Genomic DNA, 18,250 nt, shown 5'->3' on the forward strand with positions numbered 1-18,250 from the left:
CACGCGCGCCGACGGTAACGCCAGGGCGAATATCGGGCCGGATTCCCGCCGTGGCGTTACTGTCGCCGCAACCCGATCCTTGACACAAGGTCCCGCCTGTCGTAATCATAAGACATGACCGCTGTTGTGTCTCACGAGGCGGATGCCCGCTTCGAACTGGCCACCGCTCAGACCTGGGCCGATCCGTGGCCGATGTACCGGGCCCTGCGCGACCACGACCCGCTGCACCACGTCGTCCCGCAGAACCCGAACCAGGACTACTGGGTACTCTCCCGCCACGACGACGTCTGGGCCGCGGCCCGCGATCATCAGACGTTCTCCTCCGCCCAGGGCCTCACCGTCACCTACGGTGAACTGGAACTGATTGGCTTGCAAGATAATCCGCCGATGGTGATGCAGGACCCCCCGGTGCACACCGAGTTCCGCAAGCTGGTGTCGCGGGGGTTCACCCCCCGGCAGGTGGAGGCCGTTGAACCCGCGGTGCGGGAGTTCGTCGTCGAGCGCATCGAGCGGCTTCGCGCGGCGGGCGGCGGTGACATCGTCGCCGACCTCTTCAAACCGCTGCCCTCCATGGTTGTGGCGCACTATCTCGGCGTTCCCGACGAGGATCGCGCCCAGTTCGATGGCTGGACCGAGGCGATCGTGGCGGCCAACACCTCGAGCGAGGGCATCGGTGGCGCGCTGGCCACGGTCGGTGACGCCGTCGGCTCGATGATGGGCTACTTCACCGAACTGATCGACCGGCGCAGGCGCGATCCCGGCGACGACACCGTCTCGCATCTGGTGGCCGCCGGAGTAGGCGCCGACGGCGACATCGCCGGCACCCTGTCGGTGCTGGCCTTCACCTTCACGATGGTCACCGGCGGCAACGACACCACCACCGGGCTGCTCGGCGGCGCCGTGCAACTCCTGCATCAACGACCCGACCAACGGCGGCTGCTCGTCGAGCGCCCCGACCTCATCGCTGACGCCGTCGAGGAGTTCCTGCGACTGACCTCCCCGGTGCAGGGGCTGGCCCGCACGGTCACCCGCGACGTCGAGTTGCACGGGAAGACCATTCCCGCCGGCCGTAAGGTGCTGCTGCTGTACGGGTCGGCCAACCGCGACGAACGCCAGTACGGCGAGGATGCCGGCGAGCTCGACGTGCAGCGCAAGCCGCGCAACATCCTGACGTTCAGCCACGGCGCTCACCATTGCCTGGGTGCGGCGGCCGCGCGCATGCAGGCCCGGGTCGCGCTGACTGAACTTCTGGCCCGTTGCCCGGATTACGAGATCGACACCGCAGGCGTGGTGTGGGCCGGCGGCAGCTACGTGCGACGCCCGCTGTCGGTGCCGTTTAAGACGGCGGCCGATTGATGGCCGGCAAGGACTGGCTGGCCTCCCGGCGCGCCGAGGTCGCCACCGACCGCATTCTCGACGCCGCCAGTGAACTGTTCGCCGGAGCAGACGTCTCTACCGTCGGCATGAACGAGATCGCCCGCGCCGCTGGGTGTTCCAGGGCGACGCTGTACCGGTACTTCGAGAACCGCGAGGCACTGCACACCGCCTACGTACACCGCGAGGCCTACCGGCTCTATCAACAGATCAGCGAGCTGATCGAGGGGATCGCCGACCCGCGTGAGCGGCTGCTGGCCGGCCTGACCTCCTCGATGCGGCTGGTCCGCGAAAGCCCAGCCCTGTCATCGTGGTTCGCCACCAACGACTCGCCCATCGGAGCAGAGATGGCCGAACAGTCCGAGGTCATCCAGGCGCTGAGTTCGGCGTTTCTGCTCTCGCTGCGCCAAGATGATCCCGATGTGGTGCATCGGCGCGCCCGCTGGCTGGTCCGGGTGCTCACCTCACTGCTGATCTTCCCGGGCCACAACCCCGACGACGAACGCGAGATGCTCGAGGAGTTCGTCGTCCCACTGGTGTGTCCTAGCGAAACCCGATCTGACGCCTGACGGGCGGGAAACCTAGCTGCGCACCCGGGTGAACCGGTGCAGCAGCCACGCCACCGGGATCGTCAGCACCAGGGTGACGACGAACAACGCCGGCGCCGACCCGGTGTAGACCGGCCAGCCCAGTACCTCGACCATCGCGATCTCCATCACCACCAGGTGCACCAAGAAGATCTCGTAGGAGATCTCGCCGAGCCACACCATCGGCCGGGTGGCCAGCACACGCGCATACCAACCCCGGTTGCCCAACGCCAGCGGCGCGACCACCAATGTCGCGATCGCGGCGTAGAACCCGGTCTTCACCAACGCCTCACCTAGTCCGGCCGGCGACGTCGTCGCTTCACCGGCGATCGGCGTCGAGACGATGAGGTAGCTGATCACCGCCAGGGGTATCGCCACGAAGCCGTACATGCGAACACCCATGGCTGCCAACACCGCAAGGAGCATGCCGCCCACGAACCAGGCCAGATAACCCGGCAGCCACAGCCGGGCACCATCGGGCAGGAAGTGCGTCGTGTGCACCAGCACCATCCATGCCGGGCTCACCAGGGTCAGCCCGGCCAAGCCCGCCACAAGCAACCACGGCCGCCACCGCCGCCGGCACAGAATCACCAGCAATAGGTAGGCCAGGATCGGCAGCGCCACGTAGAACGACACCTCGACGGCCAGGCTCCACATCTGCGTAAGTCCTTGGTGCAGATAGGAAAACATGTAGTTGTCGGTGTAGATCTGGGTCAGCGTCAGGTTGCGGAACAACCCCATCCAGTTGTGCCCGGGATTGGGCCCGCCCGACCGGAAGTGGTAGATCAGGAACGCCAGCACGACAGTGACGACGTAGGCGGGCATGATGCGCCGCACCCGGTGCCAGGCGTAGCGCCCCACCGACGGCGAGTCCGTCCCGTTCGCCGCGGCCCGCACCCACGGACCGAACAACAGGAAACCGGAGAGAACGAAGAAGATCGGCACGCCGATCTCCATCCGCGAATACACCAGGCCCACAAAGCCGTGGGTGTACTTGCCGGTGGTGTAGGCGGCGTGAGTGCCCAGCACCAGCAGGGCCGCCACAGCACGTACGCCGGTGAGCGACGCCACCCTGTCAACTGTCGAGACCGCCTCCAGCCCGCCCTGGTCGACCTCGCGGGACGCGGTCATGGATGCTTGCGCCGGGGCTTCCCGCCGGAGGGACGCGAGTCGTGGGACGGCCTGCCGCGATCGGGCTTCAGCTCGATCAGCACACCCGAGATCCGGGTGCTCTCAAGGGCCTTCAGCGTCGCCTTGGACAGCGTCGCGGGCAACTCCACCAACGAGTGATCGACCTTGATGGTGATGTGGCCGAAGTCGCTGCGATGCAGACCGCCCTCGTTGGCGATCGCACCCACGATCGAGCCGGGACCGACCTTGTGCCTCTTGCCCACCTCGATGCGGTAGGTGGCCAGGTCGTCACGGGTCCGGCGTGGGGCGCGTTCGCGCTCCTCGTGCTCCGGGCGTTCCCGGCGCTTCTCCGGCGGCGGCTCGGTCATCAGGAACTCCGCGCCGTCGCGTGACTGCAACGCCAGCGCGGCGGCGATGTCGGCCATCGGCACGTCGTGGTCGCGCTCGTAGTCCTCGATGAGCCGACGGAACATGTCGAACCCGGGCGCGTTGAGCGCCTCGGTGATCGAGTCCTGGAACTTCGCGACCCGCTGGGCGTTGACGTCGTCCACGCTGGGCAGCTGGTCTTCGGTGACCGGCTGGCGGGTGACCTTCTCGATCGACTTCAGCAGATGGCGTTCCCGCGGCGAGACGAACAGCAGCGCAGTACCGGATCGCCCGGCTCGCCCGGTGCGCCCGATGCGGTGCACATAGGACTCCGGATCGTGCGGGATGTCGTAGTTCAGCACGTGCGAAATGCGTTCGACGTCAAGGCCTCGCGCCGCGACGTCGGTGGCTACCAGGATGTCGATCGCTCCGCTCTTGAGCGCGGCGATGGTCCGCTCGCGAAGCGCCTGCGGGATATCGCCGTTGATGGCCGATGCGGCGAACCCGCGTGCCCGTAGCTTCTCGGCGACCTCCTCGGTGGCCTGCTTGGTCCGGACGAACACGATCATCGCCTCGAAGGGCTCCACCTCGAGCACCCGGGTCAACGCGTCCATCTTGCGGTTCCCGGCGACCTGGATGTAGCGCTGGGTGATGTTCTCGGCCGTGGCGGTCTTGGACTTGACCGCGACCGTGACGGCGTCATGCAGGTACTTGGTGGTGATCTTGCGGATCGCCGGTGGCATGGTTGCCGAGAACAGGGCGACCTGCTTGTACTCCGGGGTATCGGCCAGGATGCGTTCGACGTCCTCGGCGAAGCCCATCTGCAGCATCTCGTCGGCCTCGTCGAGCACCAGGTAGTCCAGGTGCGACAGGTCCAGGCTGCCCTTCTCGAGGTGGTCGATGACGCGCCCGGGTGTGCCGACCACGACCTGTGCGCCGCGCTTGAGGCCGGCCAGCTGCGGGACGTAGGACGAGCCACCGTAGATCGGCAGCACGTTGATGTTCCGGTGCGCGCCGTAGCGGCTGAACGCCTCGGCGACCTGCAGCGCCAGCTCACGCGTGGGCGCCAGCACCAGCGCCTGGGTGGCGCGGCTGGTCGGGTCGATCTTGGACAGGATCGGGATCGCGAACGCCGCCGTCTTACCGGTGCCGGTCTGCGCCAAACCGACGACGTCGGAGCCCGCGAGCAGCGCAGGGATGGTCGCCGCCTGGATGGCCGAGGGTGTCTCGTAGCCGACATCGGAGACGGCCTGCAGGACAGCGGGGTGAATCTGCAGGTCGGCGAAGGTCTGTGGGGAGCTAACGGCGGCGTCGGTTCCGGCGTCTTCCGGGAGTGTCATTGACCTGCAGTCTAATGCCCGAGCGCGCCGTAGCCCGCTTCTTGCAGCGCAGGCCGGTACCGTCGGCGGGTGTGTGGCATCGGTTGACGGTAGCTACGGCGGCCCTGTCGCTGGCCGCAGTGCTGGCCGGCTGCGGCTCCGGCGACTCCACGGTGGCCAAGACTCCGCAGCCCTCGCAGACCTCGTCCGCGCCCTCGGCGGCTCCCCCGCAGGCCAGCTCAGCGGCACCGCCGCCGTCACCATCGGCACCGGACACTGCCCCGCCGCCGGACCCGTGTGCGGTCAATCTGGCGGCACCCGCGATCGCCCAGGCGGTCTCCGAGTTGCCGCGCGATGCGCGTAGCGGTCAGGGCTGGTATCCCGTTCCCATCGCCGGGAACTTCAACGAATGCGCGCAGCTGTCCGCGGTGATCATCAGGGCCAATACCAATACCGAGAACCCCAACACACGCGCGGTGATGTTCCATCTCGGCAAGTACATCCGATCCGGAGTGCCCGACACGTTCGGCTTCAACGCCGTCGATGCCGCCCAAAGCACCGGTGACACCGTCGCGCTGGTGTACCTCAATCCGCTGGGCCTAGAGAGCGCGGTGAAGTTCCGCTGGAACGGCAACGGCGTCGAACTCATCGGCAACACCGGCTAGCACTCGTCGAACTCCGACCGTTTGCTGGTTTCTCCTGGGCATTCGGCACTGCGCATTAACGGTGGCAAACACCTTTGGTGGCGTAGATTCACGCTTGGATTCATCTGCGGTCCGGGGGCGGGGGTGTCGTGAAGGGCGTCATATTCAATTTGCTGGAAGAGGTCGTGGCCGATACCTACGGCGACAAGACCTGGGACGATTTACTTGAAGCTGCCGAAGTCGACGGCATTTATACTTCGCTGGGCAGTTACGACGACGCCGACATGGTGCGGTTGGTGTCGGCCGCCGGGGCTGCCTTGTCGCTCTCGGACGAGGACGTGCTGCGCTGGTTCGGCCGCCACGCCATCCCCAATATGGTCACCCGATGGCCGGAGTACTTCAGCGCCCACGGGCACACCGTGCCTTTCCTGCGCAGTCTCAATGACGTCATCCACCCCGAGGTCCGCAAGCTCTACGCCGGGGCCTACTGCCCCCACTTCGACTTCAGCTCCCCCGACGACGGATCGCTGCTGATCGGCTACCGCTCACCGCGCAGGCTGTGCGGCCTCGCCCACGGCTTCATCCTCGGGGCCGGCGACCACTACGGCGAATCCGTCACCGTTGGGCACCTGGAATGCATGCACGACGGCGCAGATCGCTGTCTGGTCGCGGTCTCGGTGACGTAGGGACACGTGATGGACAACCGGGGATCGGCCGAACTGGCGGCGCTGGCCGCCGACAACGAGCGGCTGCGCCGCCGGCTGGAACGGGAGACCAAGATCCGGCACGCCGCCGAGGACATCGCCGAGCAGGGCTTGCGCGATCTCTATCAGAAACAGCGTGAACTCGAATTCCTCTCGCAGATCACGATCATGGCCAACCAGGGCGGCTCGGCCCAGGAGGTGCTGAAGACGGCGCTGGAGTACATGTGCCGGTTCACCGGCTGGTCGGCCGCGCACGCCTACATCGTCGCCGGGGACGGGCCGACCCGACGCATGTGGCCGTCCAACATCTGGCATACCTCGCCGGGCCTGGACCTCTCCGAGTTCCAATACGCCACGGCCGGAGCGATTTTCGCAGAGAACGAGGGGCTGGCAGGCCGGGTCTGGGCATCGGCGGCACCGGTGTGGCTCGACGACCTCATGACCGCCCTGTTCACCCGTCGCGAGGCCGCGCTGCGCTGCGGGCTGCGCGCTGGTTTCGCCGTGCCGCTGCTCATCGGTCCGGACGTGGTTGCCGCGCTGGAGTTCTTCGGACCCAATCCGATGCCGGAGGACCCGATACTGACCCGGATGATCCGCCAGGCGGGCACCCAGCTCGGTCGCGTCATCGAACGTGACCGGGCCAACGACCGGTTGCACGACACCCTGCACGACTCCCTGACCGGCCTGCCCAACCGGCTGCACTTCCTGCGCGAGGTCGACGAAGCCCTGCGCGAGTTCTCACTGGACCGCCAGGCCGGGTTCTGCGTCATGTTCATCGACCTCGAACGGTTCAAACTGGTCAACGACAGCCTGGGCCATGCGGCCGGGGATGCCCTGATCACCCAGGTTGGCGCCCGGTTGATGGCCTCGGTCCGGGCGCGGGACTTCACCGGGCGCGCCGCGGACCCCGCGCCCGGGACGCTGCTGGCCCGGATGGGCGGTGACGAGTTCACCATCCTGGTGCGCGGGGTCCACACCAGGGGCGACGCCGTCGCGATCGCCGACCGGATCCACACCGTCTTGGGCAACCCGTTCCGCGTCGAGGGGCACGAGGTGGTCACCAGCGCGAGCATCGGCATCGCGATGAGTACGGCGGAGCCATTCTCAGCCGACGCGCTGGTGCGGCACGCGGATATGGCCATGTACGAGGCGAAGTCACGCGGCAAGGGCCGCACCGAGTTGTATGACGACATGATGCAGACCTCGGCCACCCGCCGCCTCGACCTGCACAGCGAGCTACGCGCCGCGGTGCGTGACGAAGCGTTCGAACTGCACTACCAGCCGGTCGTGTCGTTGACCGACGACGAGATCGTCGGAGTGGAGGCGCTGGTGCGCTGGCGGACGTCGCCCACCACCCTGCGCTACCCGGACGAATTCATCCAGGCCGCCGAGGAGACGGGTCTGATCGTCCCGCTGGGTATGTGGGTCCTGCGGCAGGCCTGCCTGGCGGTGCGCCACTGGAATGCCGGCCGCGCGGGCCGACCGCCGCTGACCGTCAGCGTGAACCTCTCGCCGCGTCAGTTCACCCAGCCCGACCTGGTCGACCAGGTGAGCGCGATCCTCGCCGAGACCGGTGTTCACCCGGCCCAGCTGCGCCTGGAGATCACCGAAACGATGACGATGGACGACGCGGAGTATGCCGCCGACGTCCTGAATCGGTTGCGCCGGTTGGGCATCCAGTTGAGCATGGACGATTTCGGCACCGGCTTCTCGTGTCTGAGCTATCTGCACCGATTCCCGCTGCAGGTGCTCAAGATCGACCGCTCCTTCATCTCCCGGATGGAAAGCAACATGGAGAGCCTGCAGATCGTCAAGACGATCGTGGTGCTGGCCCGCAGCCTCGACATGGAAGTGGTCGCCGAAGGCGCAGAGAATACCGAGGAGATCGCCCGGCTGCGTTCGCTGGGCTGCAACTACTGCCAGGGCAACTACTTCTCGCCGCCCTTGCCGGCCGACGAACTCGAGGCCCTGCTCCTTCGTCCCAAACTCGCCACCCTGGCCATCCCGGCGCACCCCTGAGCTGTCGGACTCCCCGCCTAGAGTGGGGCTGTGTTCGTCATCGACGGAAGCGTCATCTACAGCGCATCCGACCTCGCCGCGGCCGCCCGCTGCGAGTACGCGCTGCTGCGCTCCTTCGACGCGAAACTCGGCCGCGGCCCGAAGGTCTCGTCGGCCGACGAGTTGCTGGCGCGGACGGCCGCCCTCGGTGACGTCCACGAGCAGCGCCACCTCCACCAGCTGCGGGAGCGTGCCGATGTCGCGGTGATCGGGCGGCCCGCGTACTCGCTGGCCGGGCTCACCGCGGCCGCCGACGCCACCCGGCACGCGGTCGAACGCCGGGCACCGGTCATCTATCAGGCTGCGATGTTCGACGGCCGATTCGTCGGGTTCGCCGACTTCCTGATCCTCGACGAGGACCGCTACCGGCTGCGCGACACCAAGCTGGCCCGCTCGGTCAAGGTCGAGGCGCTGCTGCAGCTGGCCGCCTACGCCGAGACGCTGGCCGCCGACGGTGTGCCGGTGCACGACGAGGTGCAGCTGGTTCTCGGCGATCAGACGACCATGACCTACCGGGTCGACGAGCTCCTTCCGGTGTATCGCTCCCGGCGGGCCGGGCTGCAGGACCTCCTGGACCGTCATTACGCGGGCGGCGTGGCCGTCGGCTGGGAGGACCAGAGCATCCGGGCCTGTATGCGCTGCCCGGAATGCGAGGACCAGGTCCGCGCCCACGACGACCTGCTGCTGGTCGCGGGTATGCGGGTGAGCCAGCGGGCCCGCCTGCTCGACGCCGGCATCACCACCATGACCGAGCTGGCCCAACACGAGGGGCCGGTGCCCGAGCTGCCCGCGCGCACGGTGCACGCGCTGCGCGGCCAGGCCCGCCTGCAGATCACACCCCGGGACGGTATGCCGCCGTTCGAGGTCGTCGACGCCCAGCCGTTGATGCTGCTGCCCGACCATGACAAGGGCGATCTGTTCTTCGACTTCGAAGGCGACCCGCTGTGGACCGCCGACGGGCGCGAATGGGGCCTGGAGTACATGTTCGGCGTGCTCAGTGCCCAGGACGAATTCCAGCCATTGTGGGCACACGACCGTGCCGCCGAGCGCGCGGCCCTGCGCGAGTTCCTGGGCCTGGTACGCAAGCGGCGCAAGCGTTTTCCGAAGATGCACATCTACCACTACGCGGCCTACGAGAAGACGGCGCTACTACGACTGGCCGGCCGGTACGGTGACGGTGAGGACGAAGTCGACGAGCTGCTGCGCAATGGCGTGCTGGTTGACCTGTATCCCTTGGTGCGCAAGAGCATTCGGGTCGGCACCGGCAACTACAGCCTCAAGTCGCTGGAGCCGCTGTATATGGGTTCGCAGCTGCGCACCGGTGACGTCACCACGGCGACGGATTCGATCACCATGTACGCCCGCTACTGCGAGTTGCTCGCCGAGGGCCGCGCCGACGAGGCCGCCAACGTGCTCAAGGAGATCGAGGACTACAACCACTACGACTGCCGGTCCACCCGGATGCTGCGAGACTGGTTGCTGCGGCGTGCATTCGAATCCGGTGTGCCCCCGCTGGGGCCCCAGCCCGTGCGCGACAGCGCACAGGTCGAGGTCCACGACGACGTTGCCAAGAAACTGGCGCGCTTCGCCGGCGACGACGTGTCGGCCCGCTCCCCCGAACAGCGGGCCGTCGCGATGATCGCTGCGGCGCGCGGCTACCACCGACGGGAGGACAAGCCGTTCTGGTGGGGACACTTCGACCGGTTGAACAGCCCCGTCGACGAATGGTCGGACAGCGCAGGCGTTTTCCTCATCGACAATCCCCAGATCGACACCGACTGGCACACGCCGCCGCGGGCCCGTAAGCCGCAACGGCGCCTGCTGCTCACCGGGTCGATAGCCGCGGGCGAACTCAGCCGCGACATGTACGCGCTCTACGACCCGCCGAGCCCGGCCGGCCTCTCCGACGACCCAGAGCGGCGCGCCTACGCCTCGGTGACCGTCCTGGAGTGCGACGACCCCGCCGCGCCGACCGAGGTCCTGATGTTCGAGCGTGAACCCAAGACCGGCGGCACCTACGACCGGCTGCCGTTCGCGCTGACCCCGGGTGCGCCATTCTCCACCAAGGCATTACGGGAGTCGATCGACGCCGCCGCCGGGCAGATCGCCGACGGTCTGCCGGCCCTGCCGGCCTCGGCGGTCGTCGACATCCTGCTGCGCCGCCCGCCCCGCACCGGCGGACCACTGCCGCGCACCGGTGACTGCGTCGCCGACATCACCACCGCGCTGCTGTCGCTGGACTGCTCCTACATCGCGGTGCACGGCCCGCCCGGTACCGGCAAGACCCACACCGCTGCCCGGGTGATCGCCACCCTCGTCAACGACCGGCACTGGCGCATCGGCGTGGTCGCACAGTCACATGCCGTTGTGGAGAACCTGTTTCGCGACATCATCGCCGCCGGCGTCGACCCGAACGTCGTCGCCAAGAAGCCCAGTGGCGCCGGCCCGTGGACCGACATCGACGAGGCGGCCTATCCGGCGTTCATCACCGACAACGCGGGTTGCGTGATCGGCGGCACGGCGTGGGATTTCGCCAACCGCAACCGGGTCCCGCCGGGGGCGCTCGACCTGCTGGTGATCGAGGAGGCCGGCCAGTTCTGCCTGGCGAACACCATCGCCGTGGCCTCGTCGGCGGCCAACCTGCTGCTGCTCGGCGACCCACAGCAACTGCCGCAGGTCAGCCAGGGCACCCATCCCGAGCCGGTCGACGCCTCCGCGCTGGGCTGGCTGGTCGACGGCCTGCACACCCTGCCCGAGGAACTCGGCTACTTCCTGGACCGCTCGTACCGGATGCACCCGTCGGTGTGTACCGCGGTGTCACGGCTGAGCTACGACGGGCGGCTGCAGTCGGTCGAGGACACGACCGCCGCGCGGCGGCTCGATGGGATCGAGCCCGGCGTGCACGTGCTGTCCATCGACCACGACGGCAACTCGACCGACAGCAGCGAGGAAGCCGAGGCGATCGTCGCCGAGATCACCCGGCTGCTCGGCTCGCCGTGGACCGACGAGAGCGGTACCCGGCCGTTGACCGCCGCCGACGTCCTGGTGGTCACGCCCTACAACGCCCAGGTGGTGCTGCTGCGCCGCCTGCTCGAGCAGGCGGGGCTGGGCGACGTGCAGGCCGGCACCGTCGACAAGTTCCAGGGCAGGCAGGCCCCGCTGGTGTTCGTGTCGTTGGTGGCGTCGTCGATCGCCGATGTGCCGCGCGGAATCTCGTTCCTGCTCAACCGCAATCGGCTCAATGTCGCGGTGAGCCGGGCCAAGTACGCCGCGGTGATCGTCCGCTCGACGATGCTGACCGAGTATCTGCCGTCGACACCGGCGGGATTGGTGGAGTTGGGGGCGTTCCTGGCGATGTGTGATAGACCCTCGCCATGAGCTCTTCGCTGGCGCAGCGCCTGCAGGCCATTGTGGGCACCGCGCAGGTCGTCACCGACGCCGACGTGCTCGACGGCCGCAGCGTCGACTACACCGGGCGCTACCGGGGGCAGGCCAGCGCCCTGGTACGGCCCGGCTCGGCGGACGAAGTGGCCGCGGTGTTGCGGGAATGCCGCGACGCCGGGGTGTCGGTGACCGTTCAGGGTGGTCGCACCTCGCTGGTGGCAGGCACCGTGCCCGAGCACGACGACGTGCTGCTGTCGACCGAACGGCTGACGGAGATCGGCGAGGTCGATGTCAACGATCGGCGGGTCCGGGTCGGCTCCGGGGTGACGCTGGCCGGCCTGCAGCGCGCCGCTGCGGCGGCGGGTCTGCTGTTCGGGGTGGACCTGGCGGCTCGTGACTCGGCGACGGTAGGCGGGATGGCCTCGACGAATGCCGGCGGCCTGCGGACCGTGCGCTACGGGAACATGGGCGAACAGGTCATCGGCCTGGACGTCGCACTGCCCGACGGTTCGGTGGTGCACCGGCACAGCCAGGTGCGTGCCGACAACACCGGCTACGACCTGGCGGCGCTGTTCGTCGGCGCCGAGGGCACGCTGGGCGTGATCACCGCACTGGACCTTCGCCTGCATCCGGTTCCCGCACACCGGGTCACGGCGGTGTGCGGGTTCGCCAGCCTGGAGGCCTTGGTGGCCACCGGGCGGGTCCTGCGCGACACCGAGTCCGTCGCGGCCTTGGAGATGCTGGACGCCCGGGCCGCCGCGCTGGCCGCTGAACACTTCGACGTGCCGGTGCCCGTCGAGGGCGATTGGCTGTTGCTGGTCGAACTGGCAGGTGAGATCGACCTGACCGAACGGCTGGCCGACGCCCTCGAGCAGGCCGACCTCGCCGGTGAGCCCGCCGTCGGCATCGACGCGGGATCCCAGCAGCGGCTGTGGCAGGTCCGCGAGTCGACGGCCGAGATCGTCGGCCTGTTCGGGCCGCCGCTGAAATTCGATGTCTCGCTGCCACTTACGGCTGTCGCATCGTTTGCGCAGGATTCCGCCGCGCTGGTCGCCGAGCATGCCCCGCAGGCCATTCCGATCCTCTTCGGCCACATCGGCGAGGGCAATCTGCATCTCAACGTGCTGCGCTGCGGCGCCGAGCAGGAAAGCCATCTCTACGCCGCGATGATGAAACTCATTGCCGCCCATGGCGGTAACGTCAGCTCCGAGCATGGCATCGGCAGCCGCAAACGGGCCTACCTGGGGATGTCGCGCGAGCCGGCCGACATCGCCGCGATGCGCACCATCAAGGCGGCCTTCGACCCGACCGGGTATCTGAACCCGGCTGTGCTGTTCGACTGACGTGCGCCGACAGTAACGCCATGGCGGCAGAACCCGGCAGTTAGCGCCCTGGCGTTACTCTCGGTGAACTCGGTGTGCGGACCGACCCGTTTTGTGCCCGCCTCTGAGCGACAATTCGTCCGCACGACAGCGAAAGTCGCTCGGAGGCGGGCACGAGGGGGTGTCCTCTCCCTAGCCTCTCGGCGGCCGCGGACGGACCAGCACTGACTGCTGGATGCTGCCGACGGCTCCGCTGTCGTCGAACAGCGTTCCGACGGTGGTGCCGACGCCGTCCGGGCCGTACATGGTCTCCGAACGGATGCCGACCCATTCCCCGGCCGGCACCCGGTGCACGTGCACCGCGAGATCGGTGTTGAGGAACGTGTACTTGGTGATGTCGATCTTCGAGCCGATTCCGTTGGCGCAGTCGGCAATCGCGAGCAGCCGCTGCACCGGCGACATCTGCTCACCGTGCACCAGGTCCACCCGCGGCCGCAGCCACGACTCCCCCGGCCCGGGGGCAAGCGGCTTGGTCAGCCACAGCCAGTCGGTGCTGTGCACATAGTTCGGATCGAACTTCTCTGCCAGGTTGCGATTGATTCCGGCCTCCCGCGGCGACAGCGGCGACACCGGGGCGCTGCGCAAGTCCGCCGTCGGCACCGTCTGGAACCGCCACCCGCTGGCCTTGGCGACCGGCCGGGGCGCACCGTCGGGCCCCTGCCCGAGCATCACCGCGCTGACCAACTCGATCTGCTTGCCGCCACGCTCGATCGCGGCGCTGACCCACAGATCGCCGTCGGCCGGCACCCCGCCCAGGAGGTCGACCACCACCCGGCTCAGCCGGGTGTCGTCGCGCCGGTCGCACTGCTCCATCGCCCGCACCAACAATGCCGACACCGGCCCGCCGTGCTGGATGTGCGACGACCACGTACTGCGAACCATGTCGGTGGCCCGGAACTTCTCCCCCCGCGGATCGGCGGGGTCGACGAGTTCGTAGTAGCTGTCGGTCATGCTCACCTTTCGATTCCGGGAAAGCCCGCCCCGGGGACCTCGACCCGGACGGTCTGCAGGTGCGAGGTCCGCGTCCCCGCCATCCGTGCCGGGTATGCGTCGGCACTCGACAACAGGAACAGCGTGCGCCGGTCGTGGCCGCCGAGCATGCAGGCGATCGCCGCCCGGTCCCCGACGGCGATCCGGTCGGTGACGCTACCGCCGGCCACCACCCGCTGGAACTGATGGGCCAGCGTCATCGACGTCCACACCCCGCCTCCGGCGTCCAGCGCGATCCCGTCCGGTGGACCGTCGAGACCGTCGGCGAAGATCCGGCGCCCGCTCAGCTCACCGTCGCTGTCGATGTCGAAACAGGTCAGCCGTCTGCCGATCGACTCCGCCACGATCAGCGTGGCGCCGTCGGGCGTGACGGCCATGCCGTTGGGGAAATCCAGGCCGCCGGCCACCACCCGCACCGAATCGTCCGGGTCGAGCCGGACGACGACGCCACCGTCGCGGGCCTGCGACCCCACGTAGGCCCGGCCGTGCCCGTCGACGACCATGTCACCGAGGCTGGCCGGCGTCACCGCCGACAGGTCGGCGACCTCGGTCACCGTCTCCCCGTCGTAGCCCAGGATCACCCGGCGTTCGGTCGAGGCGATGAGCAGGGTGCCGTCAGGCCGGAACCCCAAACCGGACGGGGCGTGGCCGGGCAGCGCGACCGTGGTCACCGACCCGTCGAGGCTGACGGTGTGCACCGCCTCGCCGAGCATGTCCGAGAACCACAGCAATCCCTCGAACCAGCGCGGGCCCTCACCGAAGCAGAACCCTTCGGCCAGTAGGGTTGTCCGGACCGGTTCCGACTCGAGGACACTCATGGCGCACCTTTACAAAACATCGCACGAGTGTCACGCTGCTGGCGTGTCATTGTCAACGACCCGCGCGGCATCGGAGAGCTGACGAGGTGTGGTGTTATCGCCTTGTCGCGCCCTATGCCTTCGAGAAGGTCACGCTCCCCGAACCGTCGGCCGAGCGTCTCGGTGACGGGCAGGTGCTGCTGAAGTTCCTGGCCGCCGGCGTCTGTGGCAGCGACCTGCCAGGCTTCAAGGGTGTCCAGGGCCGGCTGCCCGGCGACACCGGTGCACTGGCCGCCGAGATGGCGGGCTTCCCGATTCACGAGGTCGCCGGCGAGGTGGTCGCCTCCGCGCATCCACGCCACCAGGTGGGCGAGCTGGTGGTGGGCTGGGCCTCCGGGTTCGACGGGTTGATGGAATACGTCGTGTCCGACGGCGACGGGCTGGCGCCCTACGACCCCGCCCTGTCCCCCGCCCATGCCGTCGGCCTGCAACCACTGGCCTGCATCCTCTACGCCGTCGAACAACTTCCGTCGCTGGCCGGTAAGCACGTCGCGGTGATCGGGCAGGGCTCCATCGGCCTGCTGTTCTCGTATGTGGCCAAGGCGTTCGGCGCGGCGAGGGTCACCGGGGTCGACCCGATCTACCGCGACGACATCGGCGCGAAGTTCGGCGTGGACACAGTGGTCCGCTCCACCAGCGACCGGTGGGTGACGCACCTGTCGCCACACGACAAGCCCGACGTGGTGATCGAAGCGGTCGGCCATCAGGTCGCCACCCTGAACAACGCGGTGCAGGCCGCGGCGTTCGGCGGCACCGTGTTCTACTTCGGCGTGCCCGACGACGACAGCTATCCGATCAGCATGCGCACCATGCTGCGCAACAACCTGACGCTGAAAGCCGGTGTCACGCTGGATCGCCGTCGCGTGCTCGACGCCGCCGACGCGTTCGCCCGTGCGCACCCCGACCTGCTCGGCATGTACGTCACCCACACCTTCGGTATCGACGAGGTCCAGGACGCCTTCGAATTCGCCTGCCGCCCAACACCGGGGCGCGTCAAGATCGCGATCGTGAACGCGTGACCGGCAGCAGGCTGCAGCAGGCGCTGGCCGCCAAGGCGCAGGTGTGGGGCGGCTGGATCACCGGGCCGTCGTTCCTCGGACCGGGCGAATTCGCCGGTGCGGGTTACGACTACATCGGATTCGACCTGCAGCACAGCTATCTCGACGACGCCGACGTGGCGGTGCTGCTGCGCCGCATCGAGCACGTTCCGATCGCGACCGCCGTGCGGCTGCCCTCCGCCGACCCCGCACCGATCGGCCGGGTGCTCGACGCCGGAGCCGACGCGATCATCGTGGCGATGGTCGACACCCCGCAACAGGCTGCCGACGCGGTCGCAGCCACCCGCTACGCCCCCGCCGGCGTGCGCAGCTACGGGCCGCTGCGGAGCGATATCGGCCGCGATCCCGCCACCCTGCAGGAGCGGGTCAGTGTGTTCGCCATGATCGAGACCGCACGCGGCCTCGACGCTGTGGCCGAGATCTGCTCGGTGCCTGGACTTTCCGGTGTCTATGTCGGGCCGGCCGATCTTGCCATCTCGCTGGGCGTCGGAGTAGCGGGTGCCACCGCGGACCCGACGGTGCGCGACGCGCTGGCCAGGGTGCAGCAGGCGGCCGTCGCCGCGAACGTGGTGGCGGGTATCCACGCCGGGGACGGGAAGACCGGAAAGGAGCTGGCCGCGTTGGGCTTTCAGATGATCACTCTTGCCGCCGAATCACAGGCGTTACGCCGGGGAGCCGCTGCCCATCTCAATGACGCTGCGGGGCCGCGGTGAGCCGCCGGCGCGTCGCCCTGGTGACAGGGGCGGCCCGCGGACAGGGTGCGGCCATCGTCGCCCGGCTGCGCGCCGACGGGTTCCTGGTCGGCGCCGCAGACCTGCTCGAGTTCACCTCCGAGGACCCCGACGTGCTGGCGGTCGAGCTGGACGTGACCTCCGAACAGCAGTGGGCTGCCGCCGTCGCCGCAGTGGTCGACCGCTTCGGCGGGCTCGACGTCCTGGTCAACAATGCCGGGGCGCTGCACCGTGCACCGCTGGGCGAGGAGAGCGCGCAGGGATTCGAACGCGCCTGGCGAGTCAACACTTTGGGGCCGTTCCTGGGCATCACCGCGTGCCTGGAGCACCTGCGCAGCTCCGAGGGTGCCGCCGTCGTCAACACCTGTAGCACCGGCGCCATCCGGCCGTTCCCGTTCCACGCGGCCTACGGTTCGTCCAAGTGGGCGCTGCGCGGCCTGACCCAGATCGCCGCCGCCGAACTGGCCCGCGACGGTATCCGGGTCAACTCGGTGTTCCCCGGCCCGATCGAGACGCCGATGCTCGACGAGACGGCCCGCGAACGCCTGGCCGCCCGCGCCTACAGCGGCCGCCTCGGTAAACCGGCCGAGATCGCCGACGCGGTGGCGTTCCTGGTCTCCGACGCGGCTTCGTTCATCACCGGATCCGAACTCGTCGTCGACGGTGGTCAATGCCTGCAGATCGGCTGACGTCACAGGCCGACCCCGAGATCGTCCGCAGGCTCGATCCCGCACTGCACCCGTTCGCCGCTGCCCGTACCGACTTGTCGCTGGACACCCTTGCCGCCGTGCGGAATTCACTGAACCAACGCAGGCGCGAGTCGGCCGTGACCGTCGACACCAGCGGCGTGCAGATCAGCGACACGGCGGCCCAGCGCGACGGCGGGCCGCCGGTCCCGGTCCGCATCTATCGCGGCGCACCCGCACCGTCACCGGCGGTGATCTATTGCCACTCCGGGGCATTCGTCCTGGGCAACCTCGACACCGACCACCGCCAGTGCGTCGAGCTCGCCCGCCGCGCCGGCTGCACTGTGCTGTCAGTGGACTACCGCCTGGCTCCCGAGCATCCCTTCCCGGCCGCCCTCGAAGACGCCGGCGCCGTACTGCACTGGGCGTGGGACCAGGCCGACGCCCTTGGCTGCGACCGCGACCGGCTGGCCGTCGCGGGAAGCAGCGCGGGCGGGGCGCTGGCGGCAGGGCTGGCCCAGCGCATTTCCGAGCACACCCCGGTACCCATCGTCGGCGCGCTGTTGCATCAGCCGGTGCTCGACGACCGTCCGACCCCCGCCAAGGCGGAGTTCCTCACCACCCCCGGATTCGACGGACCCGCAGCCGCACTGATGTGGCGTTACTACCTCGGCGACACCGCGTCGACCGGCGCATCGGTGCCGGCGCGCAACCACCGATTGGGCGGTGCACCAAGCACATTCATCACCTGCTCCGAGCTGGATCCACTGCGCGACGAAGCCCTCGACTATGCCCGCGAGTTGATGCGCGCCGGGGTCCGCACCGATGTGCACGTCATCGGCGCGACCTGTCACGGTTTCGACTCCCTGTGCCCGCAGTGGTCGGTCACCGAAGGGCTGCTCGACATGCACGCCGAGGCGCTTCGGCGGTTCTTTGCGCTACCCTGACCTTTACAGAATGACGCCGAAGTGTCACGCTG

Annotated in this window: 15 protein-coding genes; 11 read left to right on the forward strand and 4 right to left on the reverse strand. The window is 68.6% G+C overall.

Annotated features, from left to right (window positions below):
* Positions 1-114 precede the first annotated feature (114 nt).
* The gene (locus tag OG976_RS06545; protein WP_328359502.1) at positions 115-1,356 is read left to right on the forward strand and encodes a cytochrome P450; all 1,242 of its coding nucleotides are present in this window, start codon (positions 115-117) and stop codon (positions 1,354-1,356) included.
* Complete coding sequence (locus OG976_RS06550) at positions 1,356-1,943, forward strand: TetR/AcrR family transcriptional regulator (protein WP_328359505.1); 588 nt, start codon at positions 1,356-1,358, stop codon at positions 1,941-1,943. The genes OG976_RS06545 and OG976_RS06550 overlap by 1 nt, the downstream gene beginning before the upstream one ends.
* A gap of 12 nt (positions 1,944-1,955) precedes the next feature.
* On the opposite strand, the gene OG976_RS06555 is transcribed toward OG976_RS06550, so the two are convergent.
* Both OG976_RS06555 and OG976_RS06560 read right to left on the reverse strand, forming a co-directional pair.
* On the reverse strand, positions 1,956-3,092 hold the full coding sequence (locus tag OG976_RS06555; protein ID WP_328359508.1) for an acyltransferase family protein: 1,137 nt from the start codon (positions 3,090-3,092) through the stop codon (positions 1,956-1,958).
* Entirely contained in the window at positions 3,089-4,798 is a 1,710-nt protein-coding gene (locus OG976_RS06560) for a DEAD/DEAH box helicase (protein ID WP_328359511.1), read from the reverse strand. The genes OG976_RS06555 and OG976_RS06560 overlap by 4 nt, the downstream gene beginning before the upstream one ends.
* 83 nt (positions 4,799-4,881) lie before the next feature.
* Here OG976_RS06560 and OG976_RS06565 point away from each other — a divergent pair, with 83 nt between their 5' ends.
* The 5 genes from OG976_RS06565 to OG976_RS06585 all read left to right on the forward strand — a co-directional run bounded on the left by OG976_RS06565 (position 4,882) and on the right by OG976_RS06585 (position 12,910).
* Positions 4,882-5,442: an LppP/LprE family lipoprotein gene (locus tag OG976_RS06565; protein ID WP_328363238.1), complete on the forward strand. Its 561-nt coding sequence runs from the start codon at positions 4,882-4,884 to the stop codon at positions 5,440-5,442.
* Positions 5,443-5,570: 128 nt separating this feature from the next.
* Positions 5,571-6,107: a heme NO-binding domain-containing protein gene (locus OG976_RS06570; protein WP_328359513.1), complete on the forward strand. Its 537-nt coding sequence runs from the start codon at positions 5,571-5,573 to the stop codon at positions 6,105-6,107.
* Positions 6,108-6,116: 9 nt separating this feature from the next.
* On the forward strand, positions 6,117-8,144 hold the full coding sequence (locus OG976_RS06575) for a putative bifunctional diguanylate cyclase/phosphodiesterase (RefSeq protein ID WP_328359516.1): 2,028 nt from the start codon (positions 6,117-6,119) through the stop codon (positions 8,142-8,144).
* 30 nt (positions 8,145-8,174) lie between these two features.
* The gene (locus OG976_RS06580; RefSeq protein WP_328359519.1) at positions 8,175-11,561 is read left to right on the forward strand and encodes a TM0106 family RecB-like putative nuclease; all 3,387 of its coding nucleotides are present in this window, start codon (positions 8,175-8,177) and stop codon (positions 11,559-11,561) included.
* Positions 11,558-12,910: an FAD-binding oxidoreductase gene (locus OG976_RS06585; protein ID WP_328359522.1), complete on the forward strand. Its 1,353-nt coding sequence runs from the start codon at positions 11,558-11,560 to the stop codon at positions 12,908-12,910. Before OG976_RS06580 ends, OG976_RS06585 begins: the two co-directional genes overlap by 4 nt.
* A gap of 171 nt (positions 12,911-13,081) precedes the next feature.
* Here OG976_RS06585 and OG976_RS06590 read toward each other — a convergent pair whose 3' ends face one another.
* Positions 13,082-13,900: a thioesterase family protein gene (locus OG976_RS06590; RefSeq protein WP_328359524.1), complete on the reverse strand. Its 819-nt coding sequence runs from the start codon at positions 13,898-13,900 to the stop codon at positions 13,082-13,084.
* A gap of 2 nt (positions 13,901-13,902) precedes the next feature.
* Entirely contained in the window at positions 13,903-14,757 is an 855-nt protein-coding gene (locus OG976_RS06595; protein WP_328359527.1) for an SMP-30/gluconolactonase/LRE family protein, read from the reverse strand.
* Positions 14,758-14,843: 86 nt separating this feature from the next.
* On the opposite strand from OG976_RS06595, the gene OG976_RS06600 reads away from it, so the two are divergent.
* From OG976_RS06600 to OG976_RS06615, 4 genes are read left to right on the forward strand one after another with little or no spacing between them, the layout of a single operon-like run.
* On the forward strand, positions 14,844-15,815 hold the full coding sequence (locus OG976_RS06600; protein ID WP_328359530.1) for a zinc-binding dehydrogenase: 972 nt from the start codon (positions 14,844-14,846) through the stop codon (positions 15,813-15,815).
* On the forward strand, positions 15,812-16,567 hold the full coding sequence (locus OG976_RS06605) for an HpcH/HpaI aldolase family protein (RefSeq protein ID WP_328359533.1): 756 nt from the start codon (positions 15,812-15,814) through the stop codon (positions 16,565-16,567). The genes OG976_RS06600 and OG976_RS06605 overlap by 4 nt, the downstream gene beginning before the upstream one ends.
* Positions 16,564-17,274 carry an SDR family NAD(P)-dependent oxidoreductase gene (locus OG976_RS06610; RefSeq protein WP_328359536.1) on the forward strand — a complete coding sequence of 237 codons (711 nt, stop codon included), beginning with the start codon at positions 16,564-16,566 and terminating at the stop codon, positions 17,272-17,274. The genes OG976_RS06605 and OG976_RS06610 overlap by 4 nt, the downstream gene beginning before the upstream one ends.
* Entirely contained in the window at positions 17,256-18,218 is a 963-nt protein-coding gene (locus OG976_RS06615) for an alpha/beta hydrolase (protein ID WP_328359539.1), read from the forward strand. The genes OG976_RS06610 and OG976_RS06615 overlap by 19 nt, the downstream gene beginning before the upstream one ends.
* Positions 18,219-18,250 lie beyond the last annotated feature (32 nt).

It is taken from the genome of Mycobacterium sp. NBC_00419, from assembly GCF_036023875.1.
Classification (GTDB): domain Bacteria; phylum Actinomycetota; class Actinomycetes; order Mycobacteriales; family Mycobacteriaceae; genus Mycobacterium.